Source organism: Limosilactobacillus mucosae (assembly GCF_013423865.1).
Lineage (GTDB): Bacteria > Bacillota > Bacilli > Lactobacillales > Lactobacillaceae > Limosilactobacillus > Limosilactobacillus mucosae.
Window position 1 is genome coordinate 1,797,161 of the sequence record NZ_CP058954.1, and the last position, 12,825, is coordinate 1,809,985.

The following is a 12,825-nucleotide window of genomic DNA, read 5'->3' on the forward strand; positions in this document are numbered from 1 at the left end:
AAAAATTCCTCCTAAAACTTAATTAGTCTTATTATAGAACTTTTAATCAGCTCTGTATGAATAAAATTATCAAACCATGGCCTGGGCAAACGTTGCCGGCAATTCAATCGTAAAGTCGCGATGCTGCAGCGTGAATGGATCGTCAAACGCGATATGCGAGGCGCAGAGCAGCTGATGATCAAACTGTGCGGTCTGACCGCCATACAGATGATCTCCCAGCAGCGGATGACCAAGGTAGCTGAAATGTACCCGAATCTGATGCGTCCGTCCCGTATGCAGTCGTACCCTGACCAATGTCCAGTCATCACCGCGCTCTTCAACCCAGTATTCGGTTCTGGCAAACTGACCATCGGCACTGACCTCGCGTCGCGCCTGTCCTGCTACGCGCGCGATTGGTTCTTCAATTATGCCATGATCGTGTTCCAAGACGCCTTCAACGATCGCTTGGTATTCCTTAACCATTCGATGCTGCTGAACCTGTTGACTGATCATGCTGACGGCTACTTGATGCTTGGCTGTCAGCAGCAGACCACTGGTAAAGCGATCCAGGCGCGTAATCAGATGCGGCCGCTGATCTGGCGAGTCTTGATCCATCAAGTATCCGGTCACGCGGTTAAGCAGCGTGTCGTCGCCAGTCGTCGGTCCTGGAATCGATGCCAGACCAGCCGGCTTATTGACAACCAGCCAGTTGGCATCTTCATACACGATCTCCAGGGTACCGTGGCTTGGCTGAACGTCTGGATTGGGAAACTCTGGCACGACTTTGATTGTCAGTGGCTGATTGGGTAAAATCTTAGTCGTTGGTCGCACCGTTCGATGATCAACCTGAAATTCACCAGCACCATTTTTAATGTCGTTAAACATCCGATGTCCCATGCCTAAAGTCTGTAGATATTTTTTAATCTTAATCGGTTCTTGACCACGATAGATCCAAGTATTTTCCATTTTTCCCTCCAAAAGAGCATACAAAAAAAGTTGAGACCGAAATCCCAACTTTCAAAAACTATAGCGGTCCGTACGAGACTCGAACTCGTGATCTCATCCGTGACAGGGATGCGTCCTAACCAAAACTAGACCAACGGACCAATTTCACAACAATTGATAGTATACGAAAAGATTTGCTCAGCGTCAATAGCAGCGACCAAAATTAAGCCGTTTTAAATTGAAAAATTTTTTGCCACGTCAGATGCAATCTACTATTATTGATATTGAATTGCAAATTGGCAGACCATTTTGTTTGTCAGGCTGACATAATAAAAAAGTGAGGATTCTGAAACATGAACTCATCCCTAGCTACACGCATTAAAAATTGGTGGCAGCATTATGCCAAACTGCTGAAGCTGCTGTTCATTGCTTCAGTGATTATTTTTGTAATCACGGCGCTGGGCAGCTTTTTAAAAGATGTTGACTGGCACCGTGTCGGTATTGGCCTTGCCAGTCAGTCGCCCATTCACGTTTTGATGATGCTGATAGGCGGCTGCATCTCCATCGTGCCTATGCTTGGCTATGACTTTGCCATTACTCATTTTTTGTCTGGCCGTTTTTCTAAGCACTACATTATCAGAAGCGGCTGGATCACCAATACCCTGACCAACGTCGCCGGTTTTGGCGGACTGCTGGGCGCAACCTTAAGAGCCTATTTTTATGGCAAGCATTCCAGTAAAAAACAGGTCCTGTTTGCCATCTCAAAAATTGCCATCTTTTTACTGTCTGGCCTTTCGATTCTTTGTTGGCTGGCGCTGGCAGTACTGCTTTTAGTGCCGAACGGTCATCATTTTGATCGCTACATCGTCTGGCTGGTCGGCGGCGGCCTTTATTTCCCTATCGTCTTTATTTTCACGCGTCTACAAAATTCCAGCTTTTTTAAGGATCTAACGCCCAAGCTTGAGTTGTTCATCGTGGCCAGCTCAACTGGCGAGTGGCTGCTGGTGGCACTCTTTTTCTTGATGATTGGCTGGCTGTTGGACGTTAAGATCAATTTGTTGTTGGTCCTGCCGATGTATGTCGTCGCCCAGCTCTTAGGCGTTATCTCCATGCTGCCTGGGGCAATCGGCTCCTTTGACATCATCATGCTGATGGAGTTGAGTATGCTGGGCGTTGATCGCTCAACGGCTCTGGTCTGGCTGGTTTTCTTCCGCGTCTTTTACTATTTGGTTCCGTTGACTTTTGGGGCGTTATTGTTTGTATACCATTTCTGCCAGAAGATTAATCGCTTTTTCAAGGGGCTGCCCAACTTAATCTGGCATCAAAGCGCGCATGTCTTGATCACGGTCTTTATGTACTTTTCCGGTATCCTCATGCTGATCGATGCCTCCTTGCCTGATCTGACTGAAAACAGCCGCTTTCTGCAGCGTTTCTATCCTTTCACTTTCTTCTTTTTGCATCAGTTAAGCACCGTTTTATTTGCCATTGCGATGCTGGCATGTGCGCGCGGCGTGCAGGCCAAGCTCAAAAAAGCATATTGGCCGTCTTTGATTCTGTTGCTGATCGGTATGGTCAACACGCTATGGAATCTGGGAACCTGGGGACTGACCATCTACCTGCTGATCCTGCTGTTGCTCGTTTTGACCATGCGGCATGCCCTGTATCGAGAAAAAATGGCTTATTCGCTAGGAAAGGCATTTAGTGATGGGATCGTCTTTGTCGGTATTTTTATACTTTATATTATTATTGGGATTGTAAATGAACCAAACTACTATCACCATCATAAGATTCCTCAGTTCATGTTCTTCCCTGGTGAAAGTCTCTGGTTCTCCGGTTTCATCGGCTTGATCTTAGGAATTTTGGTCATGCTGGCCATTCTGCGCTACTTCACCAGCGGCTACGATCCATTTAACGGCTATCATTCATTCGATGCCCAACGCTGTCGACAGCTGATTGAGCGTTTTGGCGGCAATGAGACCAGTCACCTGGCTTTTTTGCGCGATAAGAATCTCTACTATTATCAAGTTGAAAAAGAAGACCGGCTCTTTTTCATGTATCGACGCAAATATGATAAGCTGATCATCATGGGCGAACCAGTCGGCGACCAAAGCGTACTGCACGATGCCCTGAGACAGTTCATCGTTGAAGCTGACCGCTATGGCTATCAGCTGGTATTTTATGAGGTCGGACAGTCGACAACCATGCTGCTGCACGAATTTGGCTTTGACTTTCTTAAAACCGGTGAGGACGGTCTGGTTAAACTGGCTGACTTCACGCTTGCCGGTAAGCGTCAGCGTTCACAGCGCGCCTTGATGCACAAGTTTGAGCGTGAAGGCTACACGTTTGATGTGGTAGAACCGCCATTTAATCAAGATCTGTTAAAAGAATTGAAGCACGTTTCCGACAGCTGGCTGGGTAAGCAGGTTGAAAAGGGCTTTTCATTGGGCTTTTTTGATGAATATTACCTGCAGCAGGCCCCAATTGCCATCGTTAAAAATCAAGACCAGCAGATCGTGGCCTTTGCAACGCTGATGCCTACCGGGGGCAAACAGATTCTGACGATCGATTTGATGCGTCACGATCGCGATCTGGCACCATCAGGCATCATGGATATGATTTTCGTCAATCTATTCCTGTATGGTCAAAAAGTCGGCTATGAATATTTTGATCTGGGAATGGCCCCATTGAGTAACGTGGGCGAATCACAGTTTAGTTTCATCGAAGAAAAGGCCGCGCACTTTATTTACGAGTACGGCTATCGGCTCTATGGCTTCCAAGGACTGCGCAACTATAAAGAAAAATATGCCGATATCTGGCTGTCACGCTACACCGTCTACCGTAAAAAGAGCTCGTTGGTCGGTTCAATGCTGGCCCTGGTCAGTGTCGTCAATCAGCGTTCAAACCCCGATCACAGTCGGCGGCTGAAACCGCAGCTAATTGAAGATATTCTCAAACATTAATTAAAAGGTCGTCTCTTAAGATGAGGCGGCTTTTTTGTTAGTTGACCAATTTTTAATCAGTATTTGGGGGCAGTTCTTTGATAAGAATTAAAAAAATTAATTTTTAATCAAACATTGCTAAACTTAATTCAGCGCGTCACACTTGATAAGTTTACGCTTACACGTTTTAGGCAGATTGTTAGAATGCACAAAAAGTTCTTGCAAGCTGTTTAAATTATAGTTATAATTTAAAACATTAGAGAATTCTAATTTAAATATAATTATTTATCGCTTGGTTTTTCCCGCCAAGTCTGGATGCGTTGCAATCATATTGGAACTTTTTGCAGAATTAGGATTGTCTCACTTAGTTCAGGAGGAAGATTTATGGGATTTTGGAAAACTATCACTCGAAAAGAAGACCCCAGTGTCTACCAAGATAAGGACAGTCACCTTATTCGCTCATTACGCGTACGGGACTTTTTGGCCTTAGGGGTTGGGACGATTGTGTCCACTTCGATCTTTACTTTACCTGGTGAGGTTGCTGCCATGCATACCGGTCCAGCCGTTGCCATCTCGTTTGTGATCGCGGCCGTCGTTGCTGGTCTGGTTGCCTTCGCTTATGCTGAAATGTCGGCTGCCATGCCATTTGCTGGTTCGGCCTATTCATGGATCACCGTCGTATTCGGCGAATTCTTCGGCTGGATTGCCGGTTGGGCACTGCTGGCTGAATACTTTATTGCCTTGGCCTTTGTCGGCTCTGGTCTTTCTGCCAACCTGCGGCCACTGCTTGCCAACATCGGTATCAAGCTGCCGGCTTCACTTTCCAATGCTTTTGGTACCAGTGGCGGGGTCGTTGACTTGATCTCTTTGATTGTGATCGCATTGGTTGCCATCCTGGTTTCTCAAGGGGTTAAGGATGCTGCCCGTGTTGAAAACGTACTGGTTACGCTGAAGGTGCTGGCAATTCTGCTGTTCATCGTCGTTGGTGCAACTGCAGTTAAGCACAGTAATTTCGTTCCATTTATTCCTAAGTACCGGATGACTTCTAATGGTGCTTTTGGTGGCTGGCAAGGTATCTATGCTGGGGTTTCGATGATCTTCCTTTCCTACATCGGATTTGACTCCATTGCCGCCAACTCTGCCGAAGCCATCAACCCTGGCAAGACGATGCCACGCGGGATCTTGGGCTCACTGGCAATTGCCGTGGTTCTGTTCGTTGCCGTAGCCTTGGTTCTGGTTGGGGTTTTGCCTTACCAAAAGTACGCCAACTCTGCTGAACCAGTTGGTCTGGCTCTGCGTTCAATTGGTCACCCAGTCGTTGCTTCGGTTGTCCAAATCGTTGCCGTTGTCGGGATGTTCACTGCTTTGATTGGGATGACCATGGCCGGTTCTCGTTTGATCTACTCATTCGGTCGTGACGGCATGCTGCCTAAGTTCTTGGGGACGCTGGATGAAAAGAACCGTCCCAACCATGCTCTTTGGACCTTGGCAATCATTGCCATCCTGATTGGTGCCATGTTCCCATTCGCATTCTTATCACAGTTGATCTCTGCGGGGACGCTGATCGCCTTTATGTTTGTTTCATTAGGGATCTATGCATTGCGCCCTCGTGAAGGTAAAGATATTCCAACGCCAGCCTTTAAGATGCCATTCTACCCTGTAATGCCATGTTTGGCCTTCTTGGCTTCTCTGTTCGTGTTCTGGGGACTTGACATTGATGCCAAGATCTATGCCGGTGTATGGTTCTTGCTTGGTCTGGTAATCTACTTTACTTATGGCGTTCGTCATTCTTACTTAAACAAGACGGAAAAGGACTAGTTGTAAGCTTTAAAAGGGGGCGGCTGTCAAAATGACAGACAGTAACAACAAGCATCTGTTGGAAGAAGAAGCCAAAGCGTTTGCTTCTTCTGGCCGGATCAACTATTACGATATCGTTATCGATCATGGCAAGGGCGCGGTGATCACCGATGCTGACGGCAATGACTATATTGATCTTTTGGCCAGTGCCAGTTCAACCAATACCGGTCATGCCCACCCTAAAGTCGTTAAGGCAATTCAGGATCAAGCGGCCAAGCTGATCCAGTATACGCCAGCCTACTTCGCTAATACTCAAGAAGCCCGTCTGGCACCACGTCTGGCAAAACTGGCACCAATGAGCGGTCCGGTTGAGGTTTCATGGGGACTGTCCGGCTCCGATGCCAACGATGCCATCATCAAGTTTGCACGTGCCTATACTGGCCGTCAGTATCTGGTGGCCTTTACTGGTGCCTATCATGGGTCTACCTATGGCTCAATGTCGCTTTCCAGCATCAGCATGAACATGAGCCGCAAAATGGCGCCGCTGCTGCCGGGCGTTGTCAAGGTTCCCTTCCCTTCTCCTTGGGAACGCGAGCCCGACGAAAGCGAAGAACATTTCGTTGACCGTTTCTTCCGTGAGTTCATGCGGCCATTTGAAACCTACCTGCCGGCTGAAGAAACCGCGGTTATCTTGATGGAAGCCATTCAAGGCGACGGTGGGATCTGCAAGACACCTCCTGCCTTTATGAAGAAGGTCTATGACTTTGCCAAGGCTCATGGCATCTTGTTCGCGGTTGATGAAATCAACCAAGGCATGGGCCGTACCGGCAAATGGTGGTCGATTCAAAACTTTGACGGAATTGAGCCTGATCTGATGTCAGTCGGCAAGTCGCTGGCATCCGGCCTGCCTTTAAGTGCCGTGGTTGGGCGCAAAGAAATCATGGAATCGCTTGGTGCGCCAGCGCATCTGTTTACGACGGCCGGCAATCCAGTTACGACGGCAGCTGCCAACGCAACGCTGGATGTTTTTGAAGAAGAGCATCTGTTGGAACGCTCAGCTAAGCTGGGGCAAAAAGCCAAGGCATTCTTTGAGGCCGAAAAAGAAAAATTCGACTTCATTGGCGATGTGCGGATGTATGGTCTTGACGGTGGGATCGATATCATTGATCCGGCAACTGGTCAAGGCGACACTAATGCCACAGTTAAATTGATGTATCGAATCTTTGAACTGGGTGCGATCATCATCAGTCTGCGCGGCAATATTCTGCGCTTCCAGCCGCCTTTGGTAATTACCGAGGCCCAGCTTGATCAGGCCTTTACGATGATTGATCAAGCCTTCAGTGAACTTGCTGCTGGTAAGCTGACGCTGCCGGCTAAGGCTGCTGAAATGGGCTGGTAATAATAAAAAGATCCGGAGAATTAATCTCCGGATCTTTTTTGTTAGATGTTTTCTTTAAGGTAGTCGTACAGCGTATCCTGCTTAATTGTCTTGGTATCAAGTCCCAGTGCCTCAGCAATTGCAAATGCATAGGCCCATGCCGTTGCCGGACCACGACTGGTAACCAGGTGGCCTGCTTGATCAGTAACCGTAAGTTCTTCTTTAAAATGACCGTTTGGTGCCAACTGCTGCGTTTCTTTTTCAATTCCCGGATAGCAGGTATAGTCATGACCATCCAGCAATCCATAGCGTGCCAGTGCAATCGGCGCTGCGCACATTGCCGCACACCATTTGCCAAGCGACTGACGCTTCTGCATGATTGCCATCAACTGGTCATTATCGCGTAAGGTCTGCGCATTGCCATACCCGCCAGGAAAGGCCACGATATCATAATTCAACAGTTGATCACTGATTAGCTTGTCAGCTTTGAAATCAATCTGATGAGCTCCGTGAATTTCCGATCCTAAGACGCCTACGATATCGCATTTTACCCCCATACGGCGCAAAACGTCGACTACCGTTAAGCCTTCAATCTCTTCACAGCCATCTGCAAAAACTACTGCTGCCGTCTTTGTCATTTTTATCACCTCATAGTTATGATAGTCCAAATAAGCCTATTGTTGATCAAAATCATGAGCCATCTCCATAATCACGTGCTCTGATTCTGGAATTGGATACAATGGATAGGAATGAAACATCCCACGCCCAATCACGGTATTAGTGTTGACGCCAGCTGCCTTTAGCCGCCGCGTAAAGTGAATGGCGTCTGGATACATGATCTCATGCGTGCCAATGTAGATCGTAACGTTGCGCAGCTGATCCACGGGGCCATACAGAGGACTGAGACGTGCATCGCGGGGATCGGTCTGCCCAGCCCACAGCTTTCCTAACGCCCGTAAACCTTCTTGATCAAGCAGGCGATCCTTGGCCGCGTACTTTTTGATCAATGGGTTTCCCAGCTGCAGATCCAGCCATGGTGAAATCAGCACCAACCGACCTGGTTGCGGCAACCCCTGCTGTGCCAGATTTTCACAGAAACCAGCTGCCAGTCCTGCTCCCGATGAGTCGCCCATTAAGATAATGCTGCTGACTGGCCGCTGATCATACAGCCATTTATAAAGACCAAGCAGCTCTTGATAGGCATCCTTAAAGTCATGATCAGGTGCCAATGGGTAATCAGGTACCACGATCTCGGCATCAGCTGCTTTTGCCAAACGATTCAAAAACTGCCAGTGTTCTTTTAACGGCCGCTGAACAAACGCACCCCCGGCAAGATAAACGATCAGATTGCGTGCTTGAGCATTCTGATTGAGCCAAATCAGTGGATAAGGCGCTGTCACCAGTTTCACGGGAACGCTGAATTGAACGTCGGCTGGGATCTTTAAAGGCTCTCGATTGGCTCGCCGGCAGCTTGTCACCAGCTCCTGACGTTTTTGAGGATCAGCCAAAGTCTGCTTGAAGCCTGACAGCTGAATACTCATCTCGGTTAAGGTTGCCCTTTTGGATCGCGAATGTCCGCAACGTGCCATTTCGCGCAGGCTGTTGCCCAGGTTATCGGCCATCGCGGCTAAAATATGATGATCAAAATTTTTTCTATCCATAGACTGAAATTCACTTTCTTATTGTCTTTGCCTTTAATCCTATCACGAATCAGCCGCTAGCTTTTACTTGATTTCTTTAAATTTTATCGGTTTCCAACTGATCTAGCTTTTGCGCAATTACTTCCCAATCATGGCGAACGATCGGCTCCAGCTTGCGTGCATATAAAAAGGCCGCGGGATGATACATTGGAATCACCGTATAGCTCTGATCGCTCATGACATAGCCTTGATGATCACTGGCTGCTCTTTGAATCGAGCAATGCAGGATCTGACCATGCAGACTGCCAATTTTCGCACTTGGCCCTAATAAGCGCTGCAGGCTGGTGTTTCCCAGCGGCATTAAAATCTTTGGTCTCACTTGGTCCAGCTCCCAGTCAAACAGACGCGCATAGGCATAGACCTCAGCCTTGGTTGGGGTTCGATTGGGCGTTTTTTCAACGATTGCACCGGTTTTCTTATCTTTGACCCGTTTGATTGAATAAGGCCGTCTTCTGACCACGCTGGTAATATAGACGTCTTCTCTGGTCATGTGAAGATATTCTTCAATCAGCTTCATCAATTCTTTACCAGAGGCACCAACGAACGGTACGCCGGTTTTGGCTTCCTCTCTTCCAGGCGCCTCGCCAATCAGCATAATCTTAGGATGTTTGGGACCCTGCCCGGCTACAAATCCGGTTAGATGATGACCTTTTAATGAATCCTCAGCCTGCTGCAGCAGTGACGGCGGATACTCAATAAGCATGCTTTCACCTTCATAAATAAAAAAGATTTCGGTTATCAATTATAATAACAGAAATCTTTGGTATTACTAACTGGTATGACGCCACTTTGGATCACCCAAAATCCGTGCTGCGATCAGCCCCAGCGGTAAGAAAACGATAATCAAAAGTGCTTTGGTAATCCATAAGGCACCAACGCTGATCGACGTGAGCCCCATATTATACATGGCCCGATAAAGGTAAAGTCCAGGCACCATGATCACGATTGCCGGTACCGTTAAAGAAATTCGCGGATAGCCAAGCCGATCACGAACAAACGAGGCCAGGATTCCCGCCGTCAACGCCCCTAAGAACGCGGCCGCACCTGCCGGCATTACGTTATAGTCAACCAGTTCGAGCCGCAGCGTATTGGCAATTGCGCCAATTACACCTGCTGTGGCCGCCATTTTAGGCGTGGAATTAAACATGATCGAAAAGCCGAAAACTCCGCAAAAGCTGGCCGGCAGCCGCAGTAAAAAGAGCATCAGTGGCGAAAGTGCCAAGGGTTCAAAGTTTTCCGGCTTGAGATGCACCAGCATGGCAACCAGCCAACCGACTAAGGTAGCCACGATAATGATCATCACAGCATAGGCCAGTCTTTCCAAACCAGAACGCATGTCAAGCTTAGAAAGATCCAAGCCGCTGGTAATGAATGGAAAACCAGGAATCACAAACAGCATGGCCCCAATATAGCCGGCTTCATGACGCGGATTAAGCGAAATTCCCATGTTTAAAAGCCTTAGGGCCATCACATAGATTACACAGGCCACGGCTACCGAAGTCGCAAGACAGGCAAACAGCGTCAGCTTACGGTCAATCATCTTGCGCCGGACATAATTGCCAATACCAGCGCCAAAAAATGAACAGATCATTTCAATTGGTCCACCGCCCAGCAAAAAGACAAAGGCACTGCAGGCTAAAGCAGCCGCCAGACCAACCTGCAGCGGTGAATAGTTGCCTTTCATCCGGTGTATGACGTCCAAGCGTTTGTGAATCTCGCCAACGGTCCAGTGATCACCTCGTTGGTCAAACTCCTTGACAAAGCTTTCCAACGCATTCAGCTTAGTCGTATTGACTCCAGTATTAGGCAGCGATAACGCCTGGGTATAGCTGTTATTGGCGTCCATACAGGTATATTCGATTGAAACCAGACCAATATCAGCCGAACAGGTCATATTGAGCTTTTGAGAGACCACGTTCATCGAGTCGCGTACTCGCCAGGCTCCCGTGCCACAAGCCAGCATCATGATGCCAATGCGCCCAACAATTGTCGAACGCTCAACCAGATTGGCTTTTTGGGCGGGGGTTACATTGTCGCTGCTGTAGAAGTCATGCCAGTGAATCGCCATATGATGACGATAGTTGCTGAGATCCTCATTATCGCTTTTGGGCTGGCCTTGTTCGATCGGCAGTTTTCTCATTGTTCAAATCGCTCCTTAATCTGACTTTTTAAAAATTGTCAAACTTCTTATCATTATAAAACGATCAGAGCTGCCTGAACGAAAAAATTATTTTAATGGTCACAAGTCATGCAAAAAGGCCTAGTATCCGATTTCAGATACCAAGCCTCATTCAGCTTTACTATTCGTCTTCTTTAGCAACTTGGCCCAACAGTTTTACAAAGTGCTGCTCTTCATCACTAAGGACGTAGCCATTGCGAATTGCCAGTGAGATATAGAACCATTCTGGCAATGGGTCGTCAATCTCCAAGGGCACGATGCCCGTCTCATTTTTAGCGGCATCCCGGACCATTAAGGCAATCCCCACGTTTTCTCTGACCAATTCCTTAACCCATGAAATATCAGGTACCTTGTAGACGGCTACAGTTGGCTTGATATGCGCATAGGCAAAGTAGGAACGCATTGCGGCCACATGAACGTACTGCTTGTCATAGGTAATGAAATGCTGATTGGCCAGTTCCTTAAAACTGATCTTTTTTCGCTGTGCCAAGGGACTTTTGGCACTGACCATAATACTGTATGGACGTTTGGTTAGGAGCTGTACATAGACCTTTTCTTCATCCAGCGGTGCCACTGACCCCAGCATGGCAACGTCAATCTCACCTTTAAGCAGCTTGGACAGCAGTTCCTGGGAGCCGGCTTCACAGATCCGAACGCGCCGCATGATGGATCCCGGTACTTTCTTGGCAATCTTGGCTACCAAAAGCTTGCCGATAATCGGCGGCAGGCCAAAGCGAATCTGCCGTTCTTGAACCAGATCGATCGAATGATGGGCCAGCGAGATCTGTTCATTGATAGCCTTAGCACTGGCCGCCAAAAGCTGACCGCTGCGCGTAATCATGTTTTGCCGGTGAGCACGATCCGTATAGACTAATTGAGCATCAAATTCTTTTTCTAATCGTTTGATTGCCTGAGTAACGGTTGGCTGCGAGACGCCGAATTCCTTGGCGACGCGCGTGTAGTTTTTATACTTGACCAATGCTTGAAAATACTGCAGATCCCGCGTATTCATCAAATCATCCCTTCAGATTGCATGGCTTCTGGCCGTAAGATTCCTTGACGCAGACCAATAAAAATCGTTAATATCAGCAGATCGGCCGAACCGCCCAGACTGTAGTTGTTGAGCAGATATTCTTGATTGAGCCGTGCCAGATAGTCGCGGCCGGCCTGCGTCTGCGTGCCGCCCAGCTCTAAATATCTTTTTGCCTGTTGATGAGCCTCTTCAACAACGTCATGACGACCAGCCCGTTTGATCAGATTGGTGTCCTCAGTCTGCGCGACGATATGCATAAACGTATCCAACAAGCGCTGCATCGTTGTTCCCTGGCTTTTTTTCAGTGCTGGCACGCCAATCTGCATGACGGTTGGATAGCCAGCCTCAGCCTCACCACGAATACCTTTGATGCCATAACGCAGAAATTCTTTTTCACCGGCCGTCAGCTGTTCAACGGGCTTGGCATGCAGCTTTTCAATATCGTAATCACTGGCTGTCAATCCTTTAAGCATCCGTTTAACGATCGTGGTCAGATCCAACTGGGGATGCTTGATGCGGTAAGCTTCGGCACACGTCAGGACACCGAGCGAAAAAACCGCACCCTTATGCGTATTAACGCCATTGGTTGCCTTAAACATCGTCTTTTCGGCTTCAATCCCAAAAGTTCGCAGTTTTTTAAACATAAGCGTCAGATCAGTCGCTGTAAAATTCATTCCCAAATCAACGCTTTGTTCAAAATAATGATGCAAACTAAGGGCACTGTCAATAAATAAGAATACATCCATATCAGGGTGTGGGCCAGAAGATACCGGATCCACCAGTCCAGGCTTGGGGTTGACGGAGACTTCATAAATCATTGCTCTAATTGCATCATTAACCAGCTTAGCGCTTGTCTGTTCCATAAATCATATCCT

General features: G+C 47.8%; 10 protein-coding genes and 1 tRNA gene. 3 read left to right on the forward strand and 8 right to left on the reverse strand.

Going from position 1 to position 12,825, the window contains the following annotated elements; genetic code table 11:
* Positions 1–69: 69 nt before the first annotated feature.
* A complete protein-coding gene (locus H0G69_RS08965; RefSeq protein WP_180304735.1) occupies positions 70–945 on the reverse strand; it encodes an RluA family pseudouridine synthase in 876 nt (291 codons plus the stop codon).
* Positions 946–1,009: 64 nt separating this feature from the next.
* A tRNA-Asp gene (locus tag H0G69_RS08970) sits at positions 1,010–1,085 on the reverse strand.
* A gap of 192 nt (positions 1,086–1,277) precedes the next feature.
* Here H0G69_RS08970 and mprF point away from each other — a divergent pair.
* From mprF to H0G69_RS08985, 3 genes are all read left to right on the forward strand, one after another.
* On the forward strand, positions 1,278–3,884 hold the full coding sequence (mprF, locus tag H0G69_RS08975; RefSeq protein ID WP_180304736.1) for a bifunctional lysylphosphatidylglycerol flippase/synthetase MprF: 2,607 nt from the start codon (positions 1,278–1,280) through the stop codon (positions 3,882–3,884).
* A 363-nt stretch (positions 3,885–4,247) separates the two neighbouring features.
* The gene (locus H0G69_RS08980) at positions 4,248–5,681 is read left to right on the forward strand and encodes an APC family permease (protein WP_039946083.1); all 1,434 of its coding nucleotides are present in this window, start codon (positions 4,248–4,250) and stop codon (positions 5,679–5,681) included.
* A gap of 31 nt (positions 5,682–5,712) precedes the next feature.
* On the forward strand, positions 5,713–7,059 hold the full coding sequence (locus tag H0G69_RS08985) for an aspartate aminotransferase family protein (RefSeq protein WP_006500671.1): 1,347 nt from the start codon (positions 5,713–5,715) through the stop codon (positions 7,057–7,059).
* 41 nt (positions 7,060–7,100) lie between these two features.
* Here the strand turns inward: H0G69_RS08985 and H0G69_RS08990 are convergent, their stop codons facing one another.
* The 6 genes from H0G69_RS08990 to H0G69_RS09015 form a co-directional block, all read right to left on the reverse strand.
* Positions 7,101–7,676 carry a DJ-1 family glyoxalase III gene (locus tag H0G69_RS08990; RefSeq protein WP_180304737.1) on the reverse strand — a complete coding sequence of 192 codons (576 nt, stop codon included), beginning with the start codon at positions 7,674–7,676 and terminating at the stop codon, positions 7,101–7,103.
* Between the two features lie 36 nt (positions 7,677–7,712).
* Positions 7,713–8,699 carry an alpha/beta hydrolase gene (locus H0G69_RS08995; protein ID WP_180304738.1) on the reverse strand — a complete coding sequence of 329 codons (987 nt, stop codon included), beginning with the start codon at positions 8,697–8,699 and terminating at the stop codon, positions 7,713–7,715.
* A 76-nt stretch (positions 8,700–8,775) separates the two neighbouring features.
* The gene (locus H0G69_RS09000; protein ID WP_180304739.1) at positions 8,776–9,441 is read right to left on the reverse strand and encodes a uracil-DNA glycosylase; all 666 of its coding nucleotides are present in this window, start codon (positions 9,439–9,441) and stop codon (positions 8,776–8,778) included.
* A 66-nt stretch (positions 9,442–9,507) separates the two neighbouring features.
* Entirely contained in the window at positions 9,508–10,878 is a 1,371-nt protein-coding gene (locus tag H0G69_RS09005) for a threonine/serine exporter family protein (RefSeq protein ID WP_180304740.1), read from the reverse strand.
* 160 nt (positions 10,879–11,038) lie between these two features.
* Positions 11,039–11,929 carry a LysR family transcriptional regulator gene (locus H0G69_RS09010; protein WP_180304741.1) on the reverse strand — a complete coding sequence of 297 codons (891 nt, stop codon included), beginning with the start codon at positions 11,927–11,929 and terminating at the stop codon, positions 11,039–11,041.
* The gene (locus H0G69_RS09015; RefSeq protein ID WP_006500677.1) at positions 11,929–12,813 is read right to left on the reverse strand and encodes a triphosphoribosyl-dephospho-CoA synthase; all 885 of its coding nucleotides are present in this window, start codon (positions 12,811–12,813) and stop codon (positions 11,929–11,931) included. The genes H0G69_RS09010 and H0G69_RS09015 overlap by 1 nt, the downstream gene beginning before the upstream one ends.
* Positions 12,814–12,825 lie beyond the last annotated feature (12 nt).

Bases quoted from the DNA above. Each gene is read 5' to 3' on its own strand.
- H0G69_RS08965 (WP_180304735.1), bottom strand. From the start codon at position 945: ATGGAAAATACTTGGATCTATCGTGGTCAAGAACCGATTAAGATTAAA.
- mprF (WP_180304736.1), top strand. From the start codon at position 1,278: ATGAACTCATCCCTAGCTACACGCATTAAAAATTGGTGGCAGCATTAT.
- H0G69_RS08980 (WP_039946083.1), top strand. From the start codon at position 4,248: ATGGGATTTTGGAAAACTATCACTCGAAAAGAAGACCCCAGTGTCTAC.
- H0G69_RS08985 (WP_006500671.1), top strand. From the start codon at position 5,713: ATGACAGACAGTAACAACAAGCATCTGTTGGAAGAAGAAGCCAAAGCG.
- H0G69_RS08990 (WP_180304737.1), bottom strand. From the start codon at position 7,676: ATGACAAAGACGGCAGCAGTAGTTTTTGCAGATGGCTGTGAAGAGATT.
- H0G69_RS08995 (WP_180304738.1), bottom strand. From the start codon at position 8,699: ATGGATAGAAAAAATTTTGATCATCATATTTTAGCCGCGATGGCCGAT.
- H0G69_RS09000 (WP_180304739.1), bottom strand. From the start codon at position 9,441: ATGCTTATTGAGTATCCGCCGTCACTGCTGCAGCAGGCTGAGGATTCA.
- H0G69_RS09005 (WP_180304740.1), bottom strand. From the start codon at position 10,878: ATGAGAAAACTGCCGATCGAACAAGGCCAGCCCAAAAGCGATAATGAG.
- H0G69_RS09010 (WP_180304741.1), bottom strand. From the start codon at position 11,929: ATGAATACGCGGGATCTGCAGTATTTTCAAGCATTGGTCAAGTATAAA.
- H0G69_RS09015 (WP_006500677.1), bottom strand. From the start codon at position 12,813: ATGGAACAGACAAGCGCTAAGCTGGTTAATGATGCAATTAGAGCAATG.